The sequence below is a fragment of the Agromyces aerolatus genome (genome assembly GCF_031432255.1).
GTDB lineage: Bacteria > Actinomycetota > Actinomycetes > Actinomycetales > Microbacteriaceae > Agromyces.
Genome location: NZ_JAVKGQ010000002.1, coordinates 67,322 through 91,474, shown reverse-complemented (window position 1 = coordinate 91,474; position 24,153 = coordinate 67,322). Strand labels below are relative to the sequence as shown.

The 24,153-nt window shown below is 70.8% G+C and carries 25 protein-coding genes; 11 read left to right on the top strand and 14 right to left on the bottom strand.

Translation table 11 applies throughout. The features are described 5' to 3' along the window. Positions 1–62 precede the first annotated feature (62 nt). Positions 63–1,094, top strand: a complete 1,032-nt coding sequence (fbaA, locus tag RH864_RS03360; protein WP_310516101.1) for a class II fructose-bisphosphate aldolase — start codon at positions 63–65, stop codon at positions 1,092–1,094. 8 nt (positions 1,095–1,102) lie between these two features. Further along, a complete protein-coding gene (locus tag RH864_RS03355) occupies positions 1,103–1,756 on the top strand; it encodes a DUF6264 family protein (RefSeq protein WP_310516100.1) in 654 nt (217 codons plus the stop codon). A gap of 40 nt (positions 1,757–1,796) precedes the next feature. On the opposite strand, the gene RH864_RS03350 is transcribed toward RH864_RS03355, so the two are convergent. Further along, a complete protein-coding gene (locus RH864_RS03350; RefSeq protein ID WP_310516387.1) occupies positions 1,797–2,831 on the bottom strand; it encodes a 4-hydroxy-3-methylbut-2-enyl diphosphate reductase in 1,035 nt (344 codons plus the stop codon). Between the two features lie 63 nt (positions 2,832–2,894). Between RH864_RS03350 and xseA the strand changes: the two genes are divergently transcribed. The 5 genes from xseA to RH864_RS03325 all read left to right on the top strand — a co-directional run bounded on the left by xseA (position 2,895) and on the right by RH864_RS03325 (position 7,253). Beyond that, positions 2,895–4,157, top strand: coding sequence for an exodeoxyribonuclease VII large subunit (gene xseA, locus RH864_RS03345; protein WP_310521878.1), 1,263 nt, complete (start codon positions 2,895–2,897; stop codon positions 4,155–4,157). 24 nt (positions 4,158–4,181) lie between these two features. Next, positions 4,182–4,421: an exodeoxyribonuclease VII small subunit gene (locus RH864_RS03340; RefSeq protein WP_310516098.1), complete on the top strand. Its 240-nt coding sequence runs from the start codon at positions 4,182–4,184 to the stop codon at positions 4,419–4,421. Next, a complete protein-coding gene (locus tag RH864_RS03335; RefSeq protein ID WP_310516097.1) occupies positions 4,421–5,065 on the top strand; it encodes a DUF4245 domain-containing protein in 645 nt (214 codons plus the stop codon). Before RH864_RS03340 ends, RH864_RS03335 begins: the two co-directional genes overlap by 1 nt. A gap of 68 nt (positions 5,066–5,133) precedes the next feature. Continuing rightward, on the top strand, positions 5,134–5,778 hold the full coding sequence (locus RH864_RS03330) for a carbonic anhydrase (protein ID WP_310516386.1): 645 nt from the start codon (positions 5,134–5,136) through the stop codon (positions 5,776–5,778). A gap of 62 nt (positions 5,779–5,840) precedes the next feature. Then, positions 5,841–7,253, top strand: a complete 1,413-nt coding sequence (locus RH864_RS03325) for a class II fumarate hydratase (RefSeq protein WP_310516096.1) — start codon at positions 5,841–5,843, stop codon at positions 7,251–7,253. Positions 7,254–7,648: 395 nt separating this feature from the next. Here the strand turns inward: RH864_RS03325 and RH864_RS03320 are convergent, their stop codons facing one another. The 4 genes from RH864_RS03320 to RH864_RS03305 all read right to left on the bottom strand — a co-directional run bounded on the left by RH864_RS03320 (position 7,649) and on the right by RH864_RS03305 (position 11,856). Beyond that, complete coding sequence (locus tag RH864_RS03320; RefSeq protein WP_310516095.1) at positions 7,649–7,831, bottom strand: hypothetical protein; 183 nt, start codon at positions 7,829–7,831, stop codon at positions 7,649–7,651. 330 nt (positions 7,832–8,161) lie between these two features. Further along, positions 8,162–9,619, bottom strand: a complete 1,458-nt coding sequence (locus RH864_RS03315; RefSeq protein ID WP_396129938.1) for a PhoH family protein — start codon at positions 9,617–9,619, stop codon at positions 8,162–8,164. A 229-nt stretch (positions 9,620–9,848) separates the two neighbouring features. Further along, the gene (locus RH864_RS03310) at positions 9,849–10,985 is read right to left on the bottom strand and encodes an aminotransferase class V-fold PLP-dependent enzyme (RefSeq protein WP_310516093.1); all 1,137 of its coding nucleotides are present in this window, start codon (positions 10,983–10,985) and stop codon (positions 9,849–9,851) included. 85 nt (positions 10,986–11,070) lie between these two features. After that, positions 11,071–11,856, bottom strand: a complete 786-nt coding sequence (locus RH864_RS03305; protein ID WP_310516092.1) for an isoprenyl transferase — start codon at positions 11,854–11,856, stop codon at positions 11,071–11,073. Between the two features lie 60 nt (positions 11,857–11,916). Between RH864_RS03305 and trhA the strand changes: the two genes are divergently transcribed. Beyond that, positions 11,917–12,723, top strand: coding sequence for a PAQR family membrane homeostasis protein TrhA (trhA, locus tag RH864_RS03300; protein WP_310516091.1), 807 nt, complete (start codon positions 11,917–11,919; stop codon positions 12,721–12,723). A 3-nt stretch (positions 12,724–12,726) separates the two neighbouring features. Here the strand turns inward: trhA and RH864_RS03295 are convergent, their stop codons facing one another. Continuing rightward, entirely contained in the window at positions 12,727–13,023 is a 297-nt protein-coding gene (locus RH864_RS03295) for a hypothetical protein (protein ID WP_310516090.1), read from the bottom strand. 105 nt (positions 13,024–13,128) lie between these two features. Here RH864_RS03295 and RH864_RS03290 point away from each other — a divergent pair, with 105 nt between their 5' ends. Both RH864_RS03290 and greA read left to right on the top strand, forming a co-directional pair. Then, complete coding sequence (locus RH864_RS03290) at positions 13,129–13,560, top strand: DUF4307 domain-containing protein (RefSeq protein WP_310516089.1); 432 nt, start codon at positions 13,129–13,131, stop codon at positions 13,558–13,560. A gap of 86 nt (positions 13,561–13,646) precedes the next feature. Then, complete coding sequence (greA, locus tag RH864_RS03285) at positions 13,647–14,138, top strand: transcription elongation factor GreA (RefSeq protein ID WP_310516088.1); 492 nt, start codon at positions 13,647–13,649, stop codon at positions 14,136–14,138. Between the two features lie 138 nt (positions 14,139–14,276). On the opposite strand, the gene ilvA is transcribed toward greA, so the two are convergent. Both ilvA and RH864_RS03275 read right to left on the bottom strand, forming a co-directional pair. Further along, positions 14,277–15,524, bottom strand: a complete 1,248-nt coding sequence (gene ilvA, locus RH864_RS03280; RefSeq protein ID WP_310516087.1) for a threonine ammonia-lyase — start codon at positions 15,522–15,524, stop codon at positions 14,277–14,279. Then, positions 15,521–16,627 (bottom strand): AI-2E family transporter, encoded by a 1,107-nt coding sequence (locus tag RH864_RS03275; protein ID WP_449224129.1) that lies wholly within the window; start codon positions 16,625–16,627, stop codon positions 15,521–15,523. Before RH864_RS03275 ends, ilvA begins: the two co-directional genes overlap by 4 nt. Positions 16,628–16,857: 230 nt before the next feature. Here RH864_RS03275 and RH864_RS03270 point away from each other — a divergent pair, with 230 nt between their 5' ends. Beyond that, positions 16,858–18,096 (top strand): winged helix-turn-helix domain-containing protein, encoded by a 1,239-nt coding sequence (locus RH864_RS03270; protein ID WP_310516085.1) that lies wholly within the window; start codon positions 16,858–16,860, stop codon positions 18,094–18,096. Here the strand turns inward: RH864_RS03270 and RH864_RS03265 are convergent. The 6 genes from RH864_RS03265 to RH864_RS03240 all read right to left on the bottom strand — a co-directional run bounded on the left by RH864_RS03265 (position 18,093) and on the right by RH864_RS03240 (position 24,103). Next, positions 18,093–18,968, bottom strand: a complete 876-nt coding sequence (locus RH864_RS03265; protein WP_310516084.1) for a M48 family metalloprotease — start codon at positions 18,966–18,968, stop codon at positions 18,093–18,095. The two genes, RH864_RS03270 and RH864_RS03265, sit on opposite strands and share 4 nt — an antisense overlap. A gap of 23 nt (positions 18,969–18,991) precedes the next feature. Next, positions 18,992–19,558 (bottom strand): LemA family protein, encoded by a 567-nt coding sequence (locus RH864_RS03260; protein ID WP_310516083.1) that lies wholly within the window; start codon positions 19,556–19,558, stop codon positions 18,992–18,994. Between the two features lie 123 nt (positions 19,559–19,681). Further along, on the bottom strand, positions 19,682–20,995 hold the full coding sequence (locus RH864_RS03255; RefSeq protein WP_310516082.1) for a D-arabinono-1,4-lactone oxidase: 1,314 nt from the start codon (positions 20,993–20,995) through the stop codon (positions 19,682–19,684). Beyond that, a complete protein-coding gene (locus tag RH864_RS03250; RefSeq protein ID WP_310516081.1) occupies positions 20,992–22,236 on the bottom strand; it encodes an alanine racemase in 1,245 nt (414 codons plus the stop codon). The genes RH864_RS03255 and RH864_RS03250 overlap by 4 nt, the downstream gene beginning before the upstream one ends. Next, positions 22,233–23,504: an MFS transporter gene (locus RH864_RS03245; protein WP_310516080.1), complete on the bottom strand. Its 1,272-nt coding sequence runs from the start codon at positions 23,502–23,504 to the stop codon at positions 22,233–22,235. The genes RH864_RS03250 and RH864_RS03245 overlap by 4 nt, the downstream gene beginning before the upstream one ends. Further along, positions 23,501–24,103, bottom strand: a complete 603-nt coding sequence (locus RH864_RS03240; protein ID WP_310516079.1) for a TetR/AcrR family transcriptional regulator — start codon at positions 24,101–24,103, stop codon at positions 23,501–23,503. Before RH864_RS03240 ends, RH864_RS03245 begins: the two co-directional genes overlap by 4 nt. Positions 24,104–24,153: the final 50 nt, after the last annotated feature.

The following is a 24,153-nucleotide window of genomic DNA, read 5'->3' as shown; positions in this document are numbered from 1 at the left end:
CGGCCCCAGGTCGACTGGTTAGACTCGACCGCGAACCCACCCTCATCGCCGAAGGAGCGTCCATGCCCATCGCCACCCCAGAGCAGTACGCCGAGATGCTCGACACCGCCAAGGCCAAGGGCTTTGCCTTCCCCGCCTTCAACGTGTCGAGCTCGCAGACGCTGAACGCCGTGCTGCAGGGCCTCGCCGAAGCCGGCTCCGACGGCATCATCCAGGTCACGACGGGCGGCGCCGACTACTTCGCCGGCCAGTCCGTGAAGGCTCGTGCCACGGGCGCGCTCGCGTTCGCGAAGTTCGCGACCGAGGTCGCGAAGAGCTACGGCATCACGGTGGCACTGCACACCGATCACTGCCCCAAGAACGCGCTCGACGACTTCGTGATGCCGCTCATCGCCGCGTCGGAGGAAGAGGTGAAGGCCGGCCGCAACCCGATCTTCCAGTCCCACATGTGGGACGGCTCGGCCGTGCCGCTCGACGAGAACATCCAGATCGCGGAAGACATGATCAAGCGCACCAAGGCGATCAACGCGATCCTCGAGGTCGAGATCGGCGTCGTCGGCGGCGAGGAAGACGGTGTGCAGCACGAGGGCTCGAACGACGCCCTGTACACGACCACGGCGGACGTCACGAAGGCCGTCGAGGCGCTCGGCCTCGGCGAGCAGGGCCGCTGGATCGCGGCCCTCACGTTCGGCAACGTGCACGGGGTCTACGCGCCCGGCAACGTCAAGCTGCGCCCGGCGCTGCTCGGCGAGATCCAGGCCGGCATCGCCGAGAAGTTCGGCACGGGCGAGAAGCCGCTCGACCTGGTCTTCCACGGCGGCTCGGGCTCGACCGACGCCGAGATCGCCGAGGCGGTCGCGAACGGCGTGATCAAGATGAACATCGACACCGACACGCAGTACGCGTTCACGCGTTCGATCGCGGGCTACATGTTCGAGAACTACGAGGGCGTGCTGAAGGTCGACGGCTCCGTCGGCAACAAGAAGCAGTACGACCCGCGCGCGTGGGGCAAGATCGCGGAGTCCGCGATGGCGGTCCGCGTCCAGGAGTCCACGCGTCAGCTCGGCTCGGCCGGCCAGTCGATCAGCGCGTAAGGCGACGGATGACTCAGGACGAGGCCGCTCGACCCGCACCCGAGACCGGGGGCCGCTCCGCGGCGGAACCGGCCCCGCCCCGGGACGAGCGGCCCCGTCCGCGGTACGGCGAGTACGCACCCGAGGGCTGGAGCTGGCAGCCCCCGGGCGACGAGCACCCCGCGACGGATGCCTCACCCTCCCCCGCTGCTCCGGCCGCGCCGGCACAGCCGGAGGCATCCGTCACGGGCACACCCGCCCCGTCCACGTCCGCCGACCCCGCCGCGCCGCGCCGTGCGCCGACGTGGGACCGCATCATCACGATCGCCCTGCTCGTGCTGGGCGCCTTCGGCGCCTGGGACACGGCGCGCGCGATGCAGCAACTCGGCCAGCAGATCCAGACCACCTACACGATGATGGGCATCGGCGACTTCACGCCGCCCGAGTGGCTGCCGACGCTCTCCGTGATCGGCATCGTCGTGCAGCTCTCGCTCTACGCGACCGTGCTCGGCCTCACGATCCTCCGGATGCGCGCACGCCGCATCGCGTTCTGGATCCCGCTCGCGGGCGGCGCGCTCTCGGTCGTGATCACGGTCGCGCTCATGGCGGTCGTGGTCTTCAGCGACCCGACCTACCTCGAGTTCGTCCAGTCGCAGATCCCGTCGCCGACGACCGCCCCGTAGGGGCGCCGAACCGGCGGATCGGGCGCGGGCGGGCGCAGCCTCAGCCGCGCGTGCGGCCGCCCAGCGCCCGCGCGTCGCGATTGCCCGCGAGGTCCTTGCGCAGCTCCTTGGGGAGCGAGAACATCAGGTCTTCCTCGGCGGTCTTGACCTCGGACACGTCGCCGTAGCCCGCGTCGGCGAGGTCCATGAGCACCTCTTGCACGAGCCCTTCGGGCACGGATGCTCCGCTCGTCACGCCGATCGTCTGGACGCCGTCGAGCCACTCCTGCTTGATCTCGGTCGAGAAGTCGACCCGGTAGGCCGCCTTCGCGCCGTACTCGAGCGCGACCTCGACGAGGCGCACGCTGTTCGACGAGTTCGCCGAGCCGACGACGATCACGAGGTCGGCGTCCTGCGCGACCTTCTTGATCGCGACCTGCCGGTTCTGGGTGGCATAGCAGATGTCGTCGGACGGCGGGTCCTGCAGGTTCGGAAAGCGCTCGCGGAGGCGCCGTACGGTCTCCATGGTCTCGTCGACCGAAAGCGTGGTCTGCGAGAGCCACACGACCTTGTCGGGGTCGCGCACCTCGATGTTCGGCACGTCGTCGGGACTGTTCACGAGGGTGACGTGGTCGGGCGCCTCGCCAGCGGTGCCCTCGACCTCTTCGTGCCCCTCGTGGCCGATGAGCAGGATCTCGTAGTCGTCGCGCGCGAACCGCACCGCTTCGCGGTGCACCTTGGTCACGAGCGGGCAGGTCGCGTCGATCGCGTGCAGGCCGCGATCGGCGGCCGAGTTGACCACCGCGGGCGATACGCCGTGGGCGCTGAACACGATGTGCGCACCCTCGGGCACCTCGTCGACCTCTTCGACGAAGATCGCGCCCTGCTTCTCGAGCTCGGTCACGACGTGGATGTTGTGCACGATCTGCTTCCGCACGTACACGGGCGCGCCGTAGTGCTCGAGCGCCTTCTCGACCGCGATCACGGCGCGGTCCACGCCGGCGCAGTACCCGCGCGGGGCGGCCAGCAGCACACGCTTGCCCCCGGCGACGGGGATATCCTTGAGCCGGCCTCGCACGCTCGGAATCCTCGGCATGCCGAGGCCGATCCGCGGGGCTTCCGTCGTGCTCGTCACGGTCCCCATCCTAAGCGGCGCCAGATGACGGGCGGCTGGGAGCGACCATTGGCCCAAGGCCCCACCACGCGCGAGACGCCGTGGCCCGTGTCTGTGCTCTCGGGCAAGCTCAAGGAGTACGTCGACCGGCTCGGCACGGTCTGGGTCGAGGGCGAGCTCACCCAGTGGGGCGTGTCGGCGGGCAACGTGTACGGCAAGCTCAAGGACTGCGACGTCGATGCGACCGTGTCCTTCACGATCTGGTCCTCGGTGCGCGCGCGGCTCTCCGAGAAGTTCGCGCAGGGCGACCGCGTCGTGGCCCTCGTCAAACCGAACTGGTGGGTCAAGGGCGGCTCGCTCACGATGCAGGTGTACGACCTCCGCCACGTCGGGCTCGGCGACCTGCTTGAGCGGCTCGAGCGGTTGCGCGCCCAGCTCGCGGCCGAGGGACTGTTCGCGACCGACCGCAAGAGGCGGCTGCCGTTCCTGCCGAGCGTCGTCGGGCTCGTGACCGGCCGTGACTCGGACGCCGAGCAGGACGTGCTGCGGAACGCGCGCCTGCGCTGGCCCGCGGTCGAGTTCCGCACGATCTACGCCGCCGTGCAGGGCGACCGCACCGTGCCAGAGGTGGTCCGCGCGATCGAGCGGCTCGACGCGGACCCCGAGGTCGAGGTCATCATCGTCGCGCGCGGCGGCGGTGACTTCCAGAACCTGCTGGGCTTCAGCGATGAACGCGTGGTCCGGGCGGCCGCCGCCGCCGTCACGCCCATCGTGAGCGCGATCGGGCATGAGGCGGACCGGCCGCTGCTCGACGAGGTCGCCGACCTCCGGGCGTCCACGCCGACCGATGCCGCGAAACGCGTCGTGCCCGACGTCGCCGAGGAGCTGTCCCGGGTCGAGCACACGCGTGCTCGGCTCGGCATGCGGCTCTCCGCGATCCTCACGCGCGAGATCGACCGCATCGAGCACCTGAGGTCGCGGCCGTCGCTCGCGACGACCTCGTGGATCGTCGATCGCCGGGCCGAGGAGGTCACGCGCTACGTCGCGCGCGGCAGCGACCTCGTCGAGCGGATGCTCGAACGGCAGCAGCACCGGGTCGCCGAGCTGCGCGGGCATCTGCGGGCGCTCTCGCCGCAGGCGACGCTCGATCGCGGCTACGCGATCGTGCAGGGCGCCGACGGTCATGTGCTGCACGAGGCATCCGCCGCCCCGGCCGGCGCCGCGCTCACGGTGACGCTCGCCGACGGCCGCCTCGCGGCCGAGTCGCGAGGCCTGCTGGACGACGAGCGCGAACGCACGGCCGGGTGACCGCCGTCAAATAGACTGGACCCCATGCCAACCCCTGCAGATGTCGCCGAGCTGAGCTATGAGCAGGCGCGCGACGAGCTCGTGCAGGTCGTCGCCGAGCTCGAGCAGGGTCAGACGACGCTCGAGCAGTCGCTCGCGCTCTGGGAACGCGGTGAGGCGCTCGCGGCCCGCTGCGAGGAGTGGCTGATCGGCGCGAAGGCCCGGCTCGACCAGGCGCGGGCCGGCACCAGGCCGGGCACGTCCGACGCGGCGGGCGACGCCTGATGGCCCGCGAGCCACGCGCGCCGCGCGTCGTCGCCGAGCTCGGTCGCCCCGAGACCGCTGAAGAGACGGCCGCGCGCAAGGCCGAGAACAGCCTCAAGCACCGGCAGCGGCAGACCGTGATGAACCTCGTGTACGCGCTGGTCGCGAGCCTGGCCGTGGTGCTCGTGATCGTGCTCGTCGTGCCGCGCAGCGACACGCCCATGGAGCCCGACATCGACGTCGCCGCGACGGCCGGGCAGGCGCAGGCCGCGATGGCCGCCCCGCTCGCGGTGCCCGAGCTTCCCGAGGGCTGGCGCGCGAACGCGGCCGAGATCCGCCGCAGCGAGGCCGACCAGGTGACCGCGTGGTACATCGGCTACCTGACTCCATCTGACGAGTTCGTCGGCGTCTACCAGGCGATCGGTGCGAACCCGACCTGGGTCGCCGGGCTGCTCGCGCGGACGCCGGCCACGGGCACGACGACGATCGACGGGGTCGACTGGACCGTGTACGACAACCGGTCGACGTCCGACGACGTCGGCAACGCCGAGTACGGCATGACCACCGAGGCGGGCGACACGACGTTCGTCGTGCTCGGCACCGCGCCGCCGGCCGAGTTCGGCGAGCTCGTGGCCGCACTGACGTCCGCGGTCGAAGCGCAGTGACCGGCCGAGAGACCGGCGGCCGCGAGGCATCCGCCCGCGACGCCCAGGAGAGGAGCACCGTGACCGACGTGTCGCAGCCGAACGTGTCGCCCGCGGAAGCCTGGCGGGACCTGCGCCAGGGCAACGATCGCTTCGTGACGGGGCAGCCGTCGCATCCGCGCCAGAACGCGGAGCGGCGTTCGGCCGTCGCCCTGCAGCAGACGCCTCGCGTCGCGATCTTCGGCTGCGCCGACTCGCGACTGTCGGCCGAGATCATCTTCGATCTCGGGCTCGGCGACGCGTTCGTCGTGCGCAATGCGGGTCAGGTCGTCACGGGTTCGGTGCTCGGCTCGCTCGAGTACGCGGTCGGCGTGCTGGGGGTTCCGCTCATCCTGGTGCTGGGTCACGACGAGTGCGGCGCGGTGCGCGCCGCGATCGAGTCGCAGGCGGCGGATGCCTCGCCGCTGCCGCCGCACATCGCCTCGCTCACCGACCGCATCGTGCCGGCCGTGCGCAAGGTCGCGGGTGCCGCCGCCGACTCGCCGGTCAGCCCGGCCGACGTGGATGCAGCGTTCGTAGGTCGCGAGCATCTGCGCACGACGGTGCAGGAGCTGATCGACGGCTCCGAGATGATCTCCGACGCGATCGCCGAAGGTAGGCTGGCCGTCGTGGGCGCGAACTACCGGCTGGTCGAGGGCCGCGCCGAGACCGACGTCGTCGTCGGCCGCATCTGAACCGACCGCTCCGCCTTCCTGGCCCCGCCTGGGCCGCCGCCCCGACCGAAGGGAATCACACCGTGGTGGACACCGCCGCCGACTACCGGATCGAGCACGACACGATGGGCGAGGTGCGGGTTCCCGCGTCGGCGCTCTACGGCGCGCAGACGCAGCGCGCCGTCGAGAACTTCCCGATCTCGGGCGACGGTCTCGAGCCGGCCCAGATCGCCGCGCTCGCGCGCATCAAGCGCGCCGCCGCTCAGGCGAACGCGCAGCTCGGCGTGCTCGACGGCGACGTGGCCCAGGCGATCGTCGCCGCGGCCGACGAGGTCATCGCGGGGCAGCACGGCTTCACCGACCAGTTCCCGCTCGACGTGTACCAGACGGGCAGCGGCACGAGCTCGAACATGAACATGAACGAGGTGCTCGCCGCGCTCGCGACCGAGAAGCTCGGCGCGAAGGTGCACCCGAACGACCACGTGAACGCGTCGCAGTCCTCGAACGACGTGTTCCCGACGTCGGTGCACATCGCGGTGACCGCGGCCCTGATCGACGACCTCATCCCGGCGCTCGACCACCTCGCGGTCGCGCTCGAGGCGAAGGCCGCCGCCTGGTCCGAGCTCGTCAAGCCCGGCCGCACGCACCTCATGGACGCGACGCCCGTGACCCTCGGGCAGGAGTTCGGCGGCTACGCCCGCCAGGTGCGGCTCGGCATCGAGCGCGTGCGCACCGCGCTCCCCCGCGTCGCCGAGGTGCCGCTCGGCGGCACGGCCGTCGGCACGGGCATCAACACGCCCGCGGGCTTCCCGCAGCTGGTGATCGAGCTGCTGCAGCGCGACACCGAGCTGCCGATCACCGAGGCGGCCGACCACTTCGAGGCGCAGGCGAACCGCGACGGCCTCGTCGACGCGTCGGGCGCGCTGCGCACGATCGCCGTGAGCCTCACGAAGATCTGCAACGACCTGCGCTGGATGGGCTCGGGCCCCAACACGGGTCTCGCCGAACTGCACATCCCCGACCTGCAGCCGGGCTCGTCGATCATGCCGGGCAAGGTGAACCCGGTCGTGCCCGAGGCCGTGCTCATGGTCGCCTCACGCATCATCGGCAACGACGCGACCATCGCCTGGGCGGGTGCGTCGGGCACGTTCGAGCTGAACGTGCAGATCCCCGTCATGGGCACGGCGCTGCTCGAGTCGATCCGCCTGCTCACGAACGCGGTGCGCATCCTCGCCGACAAGACCGTCGACGGCCTCGAGCCGAACCACGACCGCATCGCGGCGCTCGCGGGCATGTCGCCGTCGATCGTGACGCCGCTGAACAAGCTGATCGGCTACGAGGCCGCCGCGAAGATCGCGAAGCACTCGGTCGCCAAGGGCATCACGGTGCGCGAGGCCGTCGCCGACCTCGGCTACCTCGAGCGCGGCGAGCTCACCGAACAGCAGCTCGACTCGGCGCTCGACCTGCTCTCGATGACGCGCCCTCCGGTCGCGTAACGCACCTCACCACCACCGAACGGATGCCTCGTGCCGCACTCTGCGGCACGAGGCATCCGTCGTTCGTAGGGGCGGGTTCCGCACGTCCGGTCTGCGCGGGCGGGTGCAGTCGGTGGTGTGCTCGCGCTTGAGCTTCGCTGCACGGACGTATCGACCCGCCACCAATGCGACAGCCAGCGCGACCGCGACATAACCCGAGACGACGAGGAGGCCCGGAGCCCAGATCCAAATCGCACCGACCGCAGAGATGCCGACCGCGATCGCTCCCCAGTAGACCCGAGCGAACCAACCCTCGCGGACCACCCGCTCGAACGCGGTTCGCTCCTTCCTGCATCTTCGCAGCCTATTCGTCTGGGTCACCGGTAGATCTTGACGAGGCATCCATCTCTCCCGCCTCACCCGATGACGATGAGGATCAGGAAGATCCCGAGCGCCCCGCCGACCGCGGCGGCCGTCGCGATCCATCCGATACGGCGCGGCGTTCGGACCGGCGGCTCTCGAAACGACGGCCCGAGAGGGGAACCGTTGATGCCGGGGCCGACGCCGAACCCGGCCCCATCGAAAGGCTCCTTGGTCATCCTGCATCCGGTGCCGGCGTGGCGAGCGGGATCACGAAGCGATCAAGCATGGCAATTCTCCTTGTCCACGGACCCGAGCTGCGGGCCGAATAGGCGCCATGCAACACCCAGCATCCCCTTCGGCACAATGATATATGCGTATCACGGTCGCGCGCCCGTCCCCGCCCACCCCCGGTCGGGTGAACGGATGCCTCCTACCGCAGACTGCGGGCACGAGGCATCCGCCGTTGTTGGTCGAGTGGTGACCTTCGGCGAACGTGTCGAGACCCGGTGGGCCAGTCTCGGGGACTGGTCACCGGGTCTCGATACGCTTCGCTACTCGACCAGCGATCAGGCGAGCTCGGCGCCGTCGAGCATCTCGCTCACGAGCGCGGCGATCGCGGAGCGCTCGCTGCGCGTGAGCGTGATGTGGGCGAAGAGCGGATGCCCCTTCAGCGTCTCGATGACCGACGCGACGCCGTCGTGCCGGCCGACGCGGAGGTTGTCGCGCTGCGCGACGTCGTGCGTGAGCACCACGCGCGAGTTCTGGCCGATCCGGCTCAGCACCGTGAGCAGCACGTTGCGCTCGAGCGACTGCGCCTCGTCGACGATCACGAACGCGTCGTGGAGCGAACGGCCCCGGATGTGCGTGAGCGGCAGCACCTCGAGGATGCCGCGGTCGATGACCTCCTCGAGCACATTGTCGGAGACCACGGAGCCGAGCGTGTCGAACACGGCCTGCGCCCACGGGTTCATCTTCTCGGCCTGATCGCCCGGCAGGTAGCCGAGCTCCTGGCCGCCGACGGCGTACAGCGGGCGGAACACCATGATCTTCTTGTGCTGCTGCCGTTCGAGCACGGCCTCGAGGCCCGCGCACAGCGCGAGCGCCGACTTGCCGGTGCCCGCGCGTCCGCCGAGCGAGAGGATGCCGATCTCCTGGTCGAGCAGCAGATCGATCGCGAGCCGCTGCTCCGCCGACCGGCCGTGCACGCCGAACAGCTCACGGTCGCCGCGCACGAGCCGCACCTCGCCGTCGTCGCCGACGACACGGCCGAGCGCGGACCCGCGATCCGAGTGCAGGACGAGGCCCGTGTTCACCGGCAGGCGGACGGCGTCCCCGATCACGAGGCTCTCGTGCTCGTAGAGCTTCGCCATGTCGTTGGAGCCGAGCGAGACGTCAGCCATGCCGTTCCAGCCCGAGTCGACCGCGAGCTCAGCACGGTACTCCTCGGCCTCGAGACCGATCGCCGCGGCCTTCACGCGCAACGGCAGGTCCTTCGAGACGACCGTGACGGCCACGCCGTCGTTCGCGAGGTTCGCCGCGCACGCGAGGATGCGCGAGTCGTTGTCGCCGAGCTGCAGCCCGCTCGGCAGCACCGCCGGGTTCGAGTGGTTGAGCTCGACGCGCAGCGATCCGCCGTCGCCGACCGAGATCGGGAAGTCGAGCCGCTCGTGCTCGACGCGGAGCTCGTCGAGGATCCGCAGCGCCTGCCGCGCGAAGTAGCCGATCTCGGGGTCGTTGCGCTTGGCCTCGAGCTCGGTGATCACCACCACGGGGAGCACCACGGCGTGCTCGGCGAATCGGAACAGCGCCCGCGGATCGGACAGCAGCACCGACGTGTCGAGCACATAGGTCCGTTCGGCCTGGCTCGTCGCCCCTTGAGACGCGAAACGGGGCTGCGCCGAAGCGCGCCCCGTCTGCCGGCCACCGGACTGGGAAGTTGCACCTGTTGCCACGACCGCTCCCGCCCCGAGCGTGTTCGCTCGGCTTGTCGAAGCCGGCCGGCGACCCCTTCCACGAGCGGTCATCGAGCCGACTCGATCGGACGCTTTGCCCGATGAGGCGAACGTACGACTGGACGCGACGATTCTTGGTATCGACACGCGGAACGACTCCGCGTGTTCACGAAGTACGTTGGTCGAGTAGCGGAGCGTATCGAGACCCGGCACTTGATCTCGATACGCGTGCTCCTTCGTCGCTCGCTACTCGATCCACAAGGGCGTGCGCCTTCGTCGCTCGCTCCTCGTTCAGCGGAGTTCAGTAGACGGCCGCGGTCGCGTACGAGACGAAGGCCGCGCGCAGCATGTCGATCGTCTCGTCGCTCGTGCCGGCGTGCACGCTCAACCGAACCGTTCCAGGGCGGATCGTCGCGGTGACGCCGTGATTGTGCAGTGCGGCCGCGAGCAGGGTCACCTGCTCGGCCGGCGGCTCGAGCACCACGATGCCGGCTCGCTCCTGCTCGTCACGCGAGCTCGAGACCGCGATGGCGAACTCGTCGGCCAGATCGATGACCTCGGTGACCCGTTCCGTGATCGCCGCGTTGATGGCCGGCACGCCCGCGAACGCGATCTCTTCGAGCGCGGCCGCGAAGCGCGCCTCGGCGATCGGGTCGGGGTTGGAGACCCGGTACCCGCGGGCCGTGCGCGACGGCGGCGGCACCTCGCCCCAGACCTCGTCGTCGGCCACGTCGGCGTCTTCATCGGTGCCGGTGTAGCCCGAGAAGACCGGGGTGAGCTGGTCGAGCGCACGCGCGGAGAGCGCCATGAGCCCGGTGCCCCAGCCGGCGCGGCACCATTTCTGTCCGCCGCTGACGACGACGTCCGCAAGCTGCCACGGCGCGTCGACGACGCCGAAGCCCTGGACGGCGTCGACGATGAGCAGCCGGTCGCCGATCACCTGGCGGATCCCCTCGAGATCGCACAGGTACCCCGTGTACGAGTCGACGAGACTGACCGCGACCGCGTCGATCTCGGCATCGAGCCGGTCGCGGATGAACCCGGGCGTGACCCGCCCCCGCTCGGCCTCGAGCCACCTCGGCCGCACGACCTGCAGCGCCTGCTGCGCCCTCACCGCGGCGATCGGGAGGCTCGGGAACTCCTCGTCTGAGAGCAGGACCCCGCCGGTGAGCCCGAACAGCGCGTGCATGAGGCCCTGCGTGGTGTTCGGCTGGAATACGATCTGCTCTGTCGGGAACCCGGTCAGCAGCGCCGCAGCGGCGCGCACCCGGGAGTCCTGATCGGCGAAGGCGTCGAAGCTGCCGTATCTGGCCCGCTCGAGGATCTGCGTGAACGCGGTGCTCTCCTCGGCTGCGGCCCGCGAGAGCGGACCCACCCGGCCGTAGTCGAGATACCCGGGATCCTCGCCGAACTCGGCGATGTAGTGATCGATGGACATGTGCAGCGTTCCCTCTCCGGGGCAGAGTGTGCCAGAGCGGCGGGCCGGTCCGCGCGGGGGTTGCGCGGGCGACCGGATGTCTCGGTCAGCCGCCGAACCTGCGGTGCCGTTGAGCGTAGTCACGGACCGCGCGCAGGAAGTCGACGCGGCGCAGGTCGGGCCCCAGCGCCTCGACGAAGTAGAACTCGCTGTGCGCGGCCTGCCAGAGCATGAAATCGCTCAACCGCTGCTCGCCCGAGGTGCGGATCATGAGGTCGGGGTCGGGCTGCCCGCCGGTGTAGAGGTGCTCGCCGATCAGCTCGGGTGTGAGGCGTTCGGCGAGGTCCTCGAGGCTGCGGCCCTCGGCGTGGTGCGCGGCGACGATCGACCGCATGGCGTCGGTGATCTCCGTCCGGCCGCCGTAGCCCACCGCGAGGTTGACATGCAGACCACGATTGCCGGTCGTGCGCTGCTCGGCCGCGTCGAGTGCGGCGACCAGCGGTGCGGGCAGGCCCTGATCGCTGCCCACGTGCTGCACGCGCCAGTTGCGGTAGTGCGAGAGCTCCTCCGCGAGCTCGGCGATGATCTCGATGAGGTCCGAGAGCTCGGTCGACGGGCGATTGCTGAGGTTGTCGCTCGAGAGCAGATAGAGCGTCACCACCTGGATGCCGAGGTCGTCGCACCATTCGAGGAACTCGCGCATCTTCGCCGCACCCGCCCGGTGACCGTGCGCGGCGGACTCGTACCCCAGCTGCTTCGCCCAGCGACGATTGCCGTCGATGATCATGGCGACATGACGCGGCATCGCCGCCGGGTCGACGTCTTTGCGGAGTCGTCGTTCGTACAGCCGATAGAGGATGCCGCGACCCTGACCGCGATCGCTGGTGTGCACGCACCTACGCTACAACTTCGCTCACAGCAACCAGTGATCGATGAGACGTAATGTTGGCGCATGCAGCGACCGGACCCCCACGGCCTTGAAGACGTGGCTGAGCAGCTCGAGCATCCGCCCGCCGAGCTCGATGCGGCCGACGCAGCCGTCGCCCGGGATGAGCGCGCAGGCCCCGACCTTCCGAACATCCCGCTGCTCGATGCATCCGTCGCCGCGCCCGCCGAGCTCAAGCCGAGCTGGCGAGGCTGGATCCATGCCGGCACGTTCCCGGTCACGATCGCTGCGGGCATCGTGCTCATCGTGCTCGCCGACGGCGCGTGGGCGAAGTGGGCGAGCGCGGTCTTCATGCTCACGTCGATGCTGCTGTTCGGCAACTCCGCGCTCTACCACCGCTTCAACTGGAAGCCCAAGACCAAGGTCGTGCTGAAGCGCATCGACCACGCGAACATCTTCCTGCTGATCGCGGGCACGTACACGCCGCTGGCCATCCTGGCGTTGCCGCCCGACAAGGGCTGGCTGCTGCTCGCGATCGTCTGGGGCGGCGCGTTGCTCGGCATCGGGTTCCGCGTCTTCTGGATCACCGCGCCCCGCTGGCTCTATGTGCCGATCTATCTGCTCCTCGGGTGGGCGGCGGTCATGTACATCGTCGACCTCGTGAACGCGAACGTCGCCATGATGGTGCTCGTCGTCGTCGGCGGCGTGCTGTACACGATCGGCGCGGTCATCTACGCGCTGAAGCGGCCGAACCCGTGGCCCGGGCATTTCGGCTTCCACGAGATCTTCCACGTGTGCACGGTGCTGGCGTTCATGTGCCACTGGGCCGCGACGCTGCTCATCGCACTGGCACCCGCCTACCACGCGGGCTGACGACTAGGGCTGATCGCCGCGCGCCGGGCGATCGCCGCCGCCGTCGACCGCCTCGCCATCCGCTTCGCCTGCCTCTTCGCCGCGCTGTTCGGCCTCGAGCTGCTGGCGCACCTCGGCGCGGTAGTTGACCCGGCGGATGCGGCGCACCATGTCGAAGATGAGCAGCAGCACGACGACCATCACGACGAAGGTCAGGATGAACCCGGCGACGCCCGGCGTGACGTCGTTCGGATCGAACTCGTCCTGGTTCTCGGCGGCGACGATCGTGAGGGCGTGGAGCAGGTGCACGGGTTCGGCCATCCATTCGAGGGGCTTCTGACCTTCGCGGAAGCGAATAGGCGGGCCTTCGCTGGGCGATTAGGCTGGACGTCAAGCCTACTCGATCCGACCCGGAGGGAGCCTGGAGTGCGCACCGCCCCCGCAACCCCTGCACCCGCCGAATCCGACCGCATCGGCGCGCGGTACGGCCGGACCGCGAGGAACCGCCGGCGCGACCGCTGGCTGCTGATCGGCGGCGCCGTGACGTTCGCCGTGGTCCTCGTCGCCTGGGTGCTCTGGGCCGGTCTCGACGGGCAGCGACCGTCCCTCCAGGTCGCGGGCACCGCGCACCAGCTCCTCAACGACGAGCGGGCCGTCGAGGTGAGCTGGAACCTCACCGTGCCGCCCGGCAACGACACCGCGTGCATCGTGCAGGCGATGAACGACGACTTCACGGTCGTGGGCTGGAAGGTCGTGGAGATCCCCGCCTCGGAGTCGTACACCCGGAGCTTCACCGAGCGCGTGCGCGTCGCCCAGCCCGCCAACACGGGTTTGGTCGAGCATTGCTGGCTCACGTAGAATACTGAATTCGCTCTTTCGGGGCGACGTCCGCCCTCGGGGCGGGCCGCCGTCCGTTCCACCCCCTCACCACTGGAGTGTGCACCATGGCGCAGGACACGACCGTCACCTGGCTGACGCAGGATGCCTATGACCGGCTCGCCTCCGAGCTCGACCAGCTCTCGACCACGGGTCGCGAGGAGATCGCCAAGCGCATCGAGGCCGCGCGCGAAGAGGGCGACCTCAAGGAGAACGGCGGCTACCACGCCGCCAAAGACGAGCAGGGCAAGCAGGAGGCGCGCATCCGCCAGCTGAAGGAGCTGCTGCGCACCGCCCAGGTCGGCGAGGCACCGGCGTCGAAGGGCGTCGTGGAGTCAGGCACGGTGATCACCGCGAACATCGCGGGCGACGAGGAGACCTTCCTCATCGGCAGCCGCGAGATCGCCGGTGACTCCGAGCTCGACGTGTTCAGCGAGCAGTCGCCGCTCGGCGCGGCGATCCTCGGCCTGAAGCAGGGCGAGAAGACGAGCTACACCGCGCCGAACGGGCGCGAGATCGCCGTCGAGGTCATCAAGGTCGCGACCTGGTCGGGCGAGTAGCCCCGTTTCGCTGGTCGAGTAGCGAGCCCCAGCGAGCGTTCGTCGCTGGTCGAGTAGCGAGCCCCAGCGAGCGTATCGAGACCACGCAAGCCGGTCTCGAGCCACGTGCTCCTGCGTCGCGCGCTCCTCGACCGACGATCAATCGGCGCGGACGCGCGGGTCGTAGCCGGCGCGCCGCAGCGCCTCGACGACCTCGGCCCGGTGGCCGGGCCCCCGCGTCTCGACCGACACGTCGATGCCGACCTCGGAGATCTGCAGCGCCGACCCGTGCCGGGTGTGCAGCACCTCGACCACGTTCGCGTTGACGGCCGCGAGGATCTCGGCGATGCGCGCCAGCTGGCCCGGTCGATCCGGGAGCCCGATCGACAGCGTGAGGTAGCGGCCGGAGGCCGCCAGACCGTGCGCGATTACGCGCTGCATGAGCAGCGGGTCGATGTTGCCGCCCGACAGCAGCGCGACCACCGGGCCGTCGCTCCGGACCGCGCCCGTCATGAGCGCCGCGACCGAGACCGCGCCCGCGGGCTCGACCACGAGCTTGGCCCGCTCGAGCAACACCAGCAGGGCGCGTGCGATGTCGTCCTCGTCGACGGTGACGATCTCGTCGACGGCCTCGCGGATGATCTCGAAGTTCAGCTCGCCCGGCCGGTAGACCGCGATGCCGTCGGCGATGGTCGGCACCACCGGAACCTCCTGCGGGGTGCCGGCGGCCATGGAGGCGACGTACGGTGCGGCGTTCGCGGCCTGCACGCCGACCACCCGGATCGTGCGGCCGAGCTCGGCCGCTCGCTGCTTCACGGCACTCGCGATGCCCGCCGCGAGCCCGCCGCCGCCGATCGGCACGACCACCGTCGTGGCATCCGGCGCCTGCTCGAGGATCTCGAGGCCGAGCGTGCCCTGCCCGGCGATCACATCGAAGTGGTCGAACGGCGGGATGACGACCGCGCCGGTCTCCTCGGCGAACGCGGCGGCCGCGGCGAGCGTCTCGCCGACGGAGTCGCCGTGCAGCACGACCTGCGCTCCGTAGGCACGCGTGGCCTCGAGCTTCGGCAGTGCGACGCCGACGGGCATGAAGATCGTCGCCCCGATGCCGAGCTGCCGCGCCGCGTACGCGACACCCTGCGCGTGGTTGCCGGCCGATGCGGCCACGACGCCGCGGCTGCGCTCGGCGTCGCTGAGCGCCGAGAGCCGGTTGAACGCGCCCCGCAGCTTGTACGAGCCCGTCCGTTGCAGGTTCTCGCACTTCAAATACACGGGGACGCCGAGCTCGGTGGCGAGGAAGTGCGAGGACTCCATGGGCGTCCGGCGGGCGACCGCGCCGACGGTCCCTCGCGCGCGCTCGAAGTCGGCCAGGCTCGGCCCCCTGGATACCTGCGTCACGTCGTTCATTCTCCTCGTCCGAATCCGGGTCGTTGCGGCACGGTCCGCCAGAGCGGCGCAGGTCTGGATGGCACAGGCGGCCCCTCAGCCTTCCACGCTCCGCTCGCGACGTAGACGATCATCACGTTGAGGACGGCGGCGACCGGCACCGCGAACAGCGCGCCCGGGATGCCCGCGAGCAGCGAGCCCGTCGCCACCGCGACGACCACGCCGAGCGGATGCACCTTGACGGCCGTGCCCATGATGAGCGGCTGGAGGACGTGGCCCTCGACCTGTTGCACGAGCAGGACGACACCGAGCATGACGAGGGCGATGACCCATCCGTTGTAGACCAGCGCGACGAACACCGCGAGCGCGCCCGTCGCGACGGCGCCGACGATCGGGATGAACGAGCCAAGGAACACGAGGATCGCGATCGGCACCGCGAGCGGGACGCCGAGCAGGAACGCGCCGAGCCCGATGCCGACCGCGTCGATCGTCGCGACCAGGATCTGCACCTTCACGAAGTTCTGCAGCGTGCTCCAGCCCGAGCGCCCTGCGCCGTCGACCGCGGCCCGCGCACGGCGCGGGAAGATGCCGACGAGCCAGCGCCAGATGCCCTTGCCGTCGATCAGGATGAACAGCGTCGCGAACAGGGCGAGCAGCAGGCCGGCGAGGAAGTGGCCCAGGGTCGAGCCGACCGACAGCGCACCGCTCAGCAGCACGTTGCTGTCCTGTTGCACGGACGCGACGACCTGGCTGACGAAGTCGTTGAGCTGCTGCTCGGTGATGTGGAACGGGCCCTCGAGCAGCCACTCGCGGAACCCGTCCCAGGCGATGAGCGACTGCGCCGCGAGCTCGTCGGAGCCGCGCACGATCTGCGTGATGCCGAGGGTCAGCAGGCCGCCGACGACCGCGAGCGCCGAGAGCATCGACACGGTCACGGCGAGCCACTTCGGGAACCGGAGCCGCCGCTGGAGCAGCTCCGACAGCGGCACGAGCAGGGCGCCGATGAGCACGGCCACGAGCAGCGGGATGACGATCAGGCGCAGCTGGATGATGAGGAACACGACCACCGCGATGACGCCGCCGATGAGCAGCAGGCGCCACGACCAGGCGGCGGCGAGGCGCATGCCGTACGGCACCGCCTCGGCGACGTCGGTGCGCGGCCGGTCGTCGGTAGCCGACGTCGCCGCCTGCACGTTGCCGGCCGGATGCGCCTCGTAGTGCGCCAGCTCACGTCCGCGACGCCGGAACACCGCTCGAGTCCGCCGTTTCGCGTCCGCCATTTCTCCAGTGTAGGTGCGCTGGATTCCTCGTCCGGCATGCGATGTCGGTCGGCGGCGGTATCGTCGACACCGCCATGACCGACACCGTCAGCCCGCAGCTCGCCCGCCGCATCGCGCTCGCCGCGCAGGGCTTCGGCCGCCCCCTCCCCGCCGTCGCGGGCACTCGTCAGGTCGCGGGCGTCGTCGACCGGCTCGGGCTGCTGCAGATCGACTCGGTGAACGTCTTCGAGCGAAGCCACTACCTGCCGGCGTTCAGCCGGGTCGGCGGCTACGACCGCACGGTGCTCGACCGGCTGTCCGGCGCGCGCGGCCGGCTCGTCGAGTACTGGGCCCACCAGGCCGCGTTCATCCCGCGCGACCTGTGGCCGCTGTTCGCGTTCCGTCGCGAGGAGTACCGACGCAAGGGCAGCGACTGGGGCGGCTGGGTCGCCGAGAACCGCGACCTCGCCGCATGGCTGATCAGCGAGCTCGCGGCCAAGGGCCCGATGCGGGCGAGCGAGATCGAGCACGACGCCAACGAGCGCCGGGGCCCGTGGTGGGGCTGGTCCGACGTCAAGCGCACGCTCGAGTGGATGTTCCGCACGGGCGAGGTCGTGTGCGTGGAACGCCGGCGGTTCGAGCGCGTGTACGCGCTGCCCGAGCAGGCGCTGACCACGACCGAGCTCGCGACCGAGGTGCCCGAGCCCGAGGCGGTTCGCGAGCTCGTCGCACGCGCCGCCCAGGCGCTCGGCATCGCGACCGCCGCCGACCTGGCCGACTACTGGCGGATGAAGGCCGTCCAGGTGCGGCCCGCGATCGAGGCGCTCGTCGACGACGGCGTGCTCCTGCCGGCCACCGTTCCCGGCTGGCAGACCGGCGGCCGGCCGACTCCGGTCTGGCTGCATCGCGACGCCCGCCGGCCCCGCCGCATCGAGACGACCGCGCTGCTCTCGCCGTTCGACCCTGTGGTCTGGTTCCGTCCGCGCACCGAGCGGCTCTTCGACTTCCATTACCGCATCGAGATCTACACGCCCGAACCCGACCGGGTCTTCGGCTACTACTCGCTGCCCGTGCTCGTCGACGACGCCATCGTCGGCCGGGTCGACCTCAAGAGCGACCGCAAGGCGCGCGTGCTCCGCGTGCAGTCGGCCTGGGCCGAGCCAGGCGCCGCGCCCGGCGCGGTCGCCGAACGCCTGGTGCCCGTCCTGCGCCGGGCCGCGAACTGGCAGGGCCTCGACGAGGTCGCCGTGGCCGGCCGGGGCAGCCTCTCCCCCGCGCTCGAGGCCGCGCTCGAACTCGACGGCGACCCTGCGATCGCATCGGGTGGCGCCTAGAAGTTCCGCCCCATGTGCTCGAGCCGCGCGACCCGCTCGGGGATCGGCGGGTGCGTCGCGAACAGCCGGTCGATGACGCCCGGCTTCAGCGGGTCCGCGATCCAGAGGTGCGCCATCGACGTGTTCTGCTTCTTCATGGGCCGCCCGTACGCCTCGAGCTTCAGCAGCGCTCGCGCCAAGGCATCGGGGTGGCGGGTCGTCATCGCGCCCGTGGCATCCGCCAGGTACTCGCGCTGACGCGAGACCGCGAGCTGGACGAGCGTCGCGACCAGCGGCGCGACGAGCATGGCGACGATGCCGAAGATCATGACGATCGGGTTGCCGTTGTTGCGGTTGCCGCCGAAGAACGCCATGCGTACGAGCAGGTCGCTGATGAATCCGATCGCCACGACGAGCCCGAAGACGACCATCGAGAGCCTGATGTCGTAGTTGCGCACATGACCGAGCTCGTGCGCCATGACGCCCTCGAGCTCGGCGTCGTCCATGATCTCGAGCAGCCCCGTCGTCGCCGCGACGATCGCGTGCTCGGGGTCGCGACCCGTCGCGAACGCGTTCGGCGCCGGGTCGGAGATGACGTAGACCTTCGGCATGGGCGTGCCGGTCGCGATCGAGAGGTTCTCGACCGTGCGCCACAGGCGCGGATGCTCCGCCTTGGACGTGATCTCCACGGCACCCGACATCGCGATGGCCTGCTTGTCGGCCGTGAAGTACTGGATCAGCGCATAGCCGATCGATATGGCCACCGTCACGATCACGATCGTGAGATTGCCGTAGATGTAGGCGGCCAGCCAGCCCAGACCTCCGATGATCAGGAGGAAGAGCAGGATGGTGAAGACGGTGTTGCGCTTGTTCCGGGCGATCGCTCGATACATCGGGTGGCGTCAGCGCTCCGCCGTCAGAACTGCACGCGCGGCGGCTCGGCGATCGAGGCCGCCTCGGTGACCTCGAAGAAGTCGCGCTCCTGGAACCCGAGCCCGCGCACGAACAGGGTGTTGGGGAACACCTTGATCTTCGTGTTCAGCTCGCGCACGCCGCCGTTGTAGAAGCGCCGCGACGCCTGGATCTTGTCTTCGGTGTCGACGATCTCCGCCTGCAGCTGCAGGAAGTTCTGGCTCGCCTGCAGTTGGGGGTACGCCTCGGCCACCGCAAAGATCGACTTCAGCGCCTGCTGCATGTGGTTCTCGGCGGCGGATGCCTCGGCCGGGCCCTGCGCCGAGAGCGTCTCGGCACGCGCCTGCGTGACGTTCTCGAACACGGATTTCTCGTGCGCGGCGTAGCCCTTCACCGCCTCGATGAGGTTCGGGATGAGGTCGGCTCGCCGCTTCAGCTGGACGGTGATGTCACTCCACGCCTCATCCACGCGGACGTTGAGGGTGACCAGCGAGTTGTAGGTCGCCCACAGGTAGATGCCGACGATCACCACCAGCGCGACGACGATCAGGACGGGGATGAGCCATTCCATGGCCGGAGCTCCAAACGGGGGGCGGAGGGGAATCGGACGGTGAATTCATCGTATCGAGCCGCGTGAGTGGTCTGTGTGTTTCCCATGGGACTCGAAGGAAGCCCCCGGCTCGCGCGCACGCCGCTAGGCACCGAGCACGCGGTCGAGATAGGGGTTCGCGAAGCGGCGCTCGGGGTCGAGCTCGTCGCGCACCCGCAGGAACTCCTCGAACCGGGGATACCGCTCGCGGAGCTCGGTGGCCCTGAGCGTGTGCATCTTGCCCCAGTGGGGGCGGCCCCCGTGGGCGAGCATGATCTCCTCGACCGCGCCGAAGTACTCGGCCGGGTTCTCGCGGAAGTAGCGGTGGACCGCGATGTAGCCCGTGCGCCGCCCGTACGCGGTCGAGAGCCAGTTCTCGTCGGCCGCGGCCGCGCGCACCTCGAGCGGGAAGCTGATGCGCCACCCGCGGCGTTCGATGAGCCGGCGCACCTCGCAGAAGGCCGCGGGCACGGCCTCGAGCGGGAGCGCGTACTCCATCTCGGTGAAGCGCACCGAGCGGTGCGTGGTGAACACCGCGGGCGAGACGTCCGTGAACTCGCGGTTGCCCGTGAGCTTCTCGACATGGCGTGCGAAGACCGGGATGACGGCCGGCACCGCGCGGCCGACCGCGCACACGACCCGGTACAGCCCGTTCGCGACCAGCTCGTCGTCGACGAGGCGTGCGACGCGGCCGAGCGGACGTTTCGTCGCATCGCCGGGGAGCCGCGTGTTGGTCTTCGTGAGTGCCAGTTCGGTGTGCGGGAACCAGTAGAACTCGAAGTGGTCGGCCGCCTCGACCCGGTCCTCCCACGTGCCGAGCACCTCGTCGAGCGGCTCGGGCCGCTCGACGGCGTGCAGCACGAACGCGGGGACCAGCTGCAGCGTGACGTCGACGAGCACGCCGAGCGCACCGAGCCCGACCCGGACGGCGGGCAGCAGCTCGGGCCGGCTCGTCTCGCTCACCTCGAGCAGCTCGCCCGCGCCCGTCACGAGCCGCGCGGCGACGATCTGCGTCGCGAGCCCGCCGAAGGCGAGGCCCGTGCCGTGGGTGCCCGTCGAGGTCGCGCCCGAGATCGTCTGCCGGTCGATGTCGCCCATGTTCGGCATGGCGAGCCCGAGCGGCGCCAGCAGCCGGGGCAGTGCGTGCAGCCGGGTGCCGGCACCGAGCGTCACGCGTGCGGCAGAGGCATCCGCATCGACGATGCCCGAGAGCGCGCCGAGGTCGAGCAGCACGTCCGGCGCGATGCCGATGCCCGAGAAGCTGTGCCCCGCGCCCGCGGGTTTGACGCGGAGGCCAGTGGCCGCCGCGGCGGCCACGGCCCGCTGCACCGCCCCCGCGTCGGCGGGTCGTTCGACGCGCAGCGGGCGTACCTGCTCGGTCCGCGCCCAGTTCCGCCAGATCGCACCGCTCGCCGTCACAGGAACGCGTGCCCCTCTCCTCGATAGGTCGGCAGGCCGGCCACGACCGCGCCGTCGTCGACCAGCTGCAGCTCGTTGAGGTGCTCCGCGAGCTCGCCGGACTTCGTGTGCCGGAACCAGACCCGGTCGCCCACCTCGAGCTCGGCCGCCGCGCCGCCCGTGAGGGGCGACTGCACCTCCCCGGCCCCTTCGCGCTCGACGTACTCGAGCCCCGCGGGCCAGACGGGCCGAGGCATCCGATCGCCGCCGGGCGGACCCGAGGCGATCCAGCCGCCGCCCAGCACAGTCGCGTGCGCGCGATCCGGCCGGCGCACGACGTCGAGCGCGAACGCGGCGGCCGGGGCCGGCGTGAAGTGCGCGTACCCGTCGAACAGGTGCCCGCCGAACAGGCCGGACCCCGCGCCGATCTCGGTCACCGAGGCATCCGCCGAGGTCGCCTCGAGCGAGCCGGTGCCGCCGCCGTTGACGAACTCGAGCGCGGCGTGCTCGCGGACCGCGGCGACCGCCGCGGTGCGCCGCGCCACGAGCTCGGGCATCGAACGCCCCTGCATCCAGCGGTTCACCGCGCCCGTGACGGGTCGGCCCTGCGGACGATTCAGCACCCCGGCGATCTGCGCCTCGTAGGCCATCACGCCGACCAGGCGGAACCCCGGGCGATCTGCGATGTAGGCGGCGAGCGCGCCCGCATCGCCCGGATGGTGCACCGGCGAACGCCGCACCCCGATGTGGCCGAGCACCGGCGCGTGCCACGACGCGTCGAGCTCGAGACACACCCTGATCTCTTCGCGCTGCGACGGCGGCAGCACGGCGTCGACGAGGTCGAGCTGCGCGGGCGAGTCCACCATGATCGTGATCCGGGCCGCGAGGCCGGCGTCGGTCGCGAGCCGGCGCAGCGCGTGACGGTCGGCCGTCGGATACCCGACCACCACGTCGTCGACCGTGGCGGCCAGCCAGATCGCCTCGGCGAGCGTGTATGCGAGCACGCCGCGGTACCCGGGCACCCGGAGCACGGCCTCGATGACCTCGCGGACCCGGACCGACTTCGACGCGACGCGGATCGGCGTGCCGCGCGCGCGGCGCACCAGGTCCGCGGCGTTGTGGCGCAGGGCGCCGAGGTGCAGCGCACCGACCGGCGCGGGCAGGTGCGCGGTCGCCGCGGTCAGCGCGGGCCAGAACGCGGCCGGAGCGAGCCACGGCGCGGCGTCGATGCCGCGCGACGGCGCGGCGAGCTCGAGGGTCATCTGACGCTCCTGACTCGGGAGACGGCGAGCGCGCCGGCGACCGCGCATACGGCACTCAACACGAACACGGGCGTGAACGAGGCCGTCGCGACCACGGCGAGCGCGGCGAGCAGCGGGCCGATCGCCTGCGGCACCGCCGAGGCGATGTTCATGATGCCGAGGTCCTTGCCGCGTGCGGCCGGGTCGGGCAGCACCTGGGTCGCGAGCGCCTGGTCGACCGAGAGGAAGCACCCGTACCCGAGGCCGAGCAGGCCCGCGGCGATCATCGCCGCGGTGAGGTCGGGCACGAGCGCGAGCACGAGGGCGGCGGCGGCCTGCAGCACCGACGCGGCGAAGACGAAGGCCTTGCGGCGGCCGAGCCGGTCGGAGAGGCGGCCGAACACGAGCGATGCGACGATCACGAAGCACATGTAGACGAGCGTGAGCACGAGCAGGTGCTCCTCGGCCTGCGCGTCGCCCAGCCCGAACATCAGGAAGTACAGCAGCAGACTGGTGCCGAGGGCGTTGCTGATCGAGACGAGCACGCGGCTCGTAAGCGTCCACGCGAAGTCCGGGTGGCGGCGCGGGCTGATCCAGAGCGATGCGATGATGCTCCGCGCGCTCACGCGCACCCGCTCCGACGGCGCGAGCGGCGCGTCCGGGAACCTGAGGAACGGCAGGACGAGCACCACGAGCGCGGCCGCGATCACCGCATACCCGGCGGCGGTGCCCGTGATCAGCATCGTGACGAGGACGAGGCCGACGATGATGCCCACGGACTGCGGCGCCGACATCCAGCCGGAGACGAAGCCCCGCTGCCGCACCGGAACCCGATCCGAGATGGTCGCCGTCAGCGCGGCCGTCACGATGCAGAAGCCGATGCTCGCGGCGACCCACGTCGCCCCGATGCCCACGATGCCGGTCTGCAGGCCGAGTGCGACGAGCGATGCGGCGAAGACCGCGGCGCCGATCGCGATCCAGGGTCGCCGGCGGCCGTACCGCGACGTGGTGCGGTCCGAGAGCGCGCCCGTGATGGGGAACGCGACCACGGTGAACGCCGCGGCGATTCCGGACACCACGCCGAACGCGAGCACGCTGTCGGTCCAGTGCTCGGGGCGCAGCACGGCGTCGATCTGCGCGGGCAGCAGCAGCTGCACGGGCGTGAGCTGGGCCATCCAGATCCCGAGCCAGGCCGACGCGAACGCGGCGACCCAGCCCGCACCGACCGGGCGGGTCGGCTCGGCCAGCGCGCGGTCGTGGGGGAGTGCCGTCTCGTCGAGGTCGGTCACGAGGCATCCGCCAGCTCGGCGATGGCTCGCGCGGCCGACGCGGCCAGCCGACGGGCCGCGGCATCGTCGCGGTCGACGAGCCAGCTGAGGGTGAGCCCGTCGGTGTACGCGACCAGCATGCGGGCGACGTGTTCGATCGGGATGCGCCAGGCCGCGCCCGTGTGCGCGGCCGCGAGCGCGAGCGTCTCGGTCGCGAGCTCGGTGTAGCGCGCGTACTGTCGCGTGGCGAGCTCTCGCCGGTCGGGCGAGCGGAGGGCGTAGTGCGTGAGCTCGAGCATCGCCTGTTCGTACTCGGGATCGGCGCGCAGGTGGTCGAGGTAGCGCGCGAGGCCGTTCTCGAGGAGCTCGCGCAGGCCGATGCCGGGCTCGAGCTCAGGCACGACGGCCAGCTGTTCGCGCGCGACGACGGTACGGATGAGCTCGTCGATGAGCTCGTCTCGGGACTCGAACGCGTAGTGGAAGCTCGCGAGGCTCATGCCGGCCTCGGCGACGATGGTGCGGGTCGTGGCCCGGACGATGCCCTCGCGCGCGACGACCCGGAGCGCGGCCTCGATGAGCGCCGTGCGGCGCTCGGGCGCGGGGATGCGGGTCGCGGCCACCTCGCTCCTCCCGCCGCCATCGCCGAACTGGGACAGTTGTCCCAGTCGTC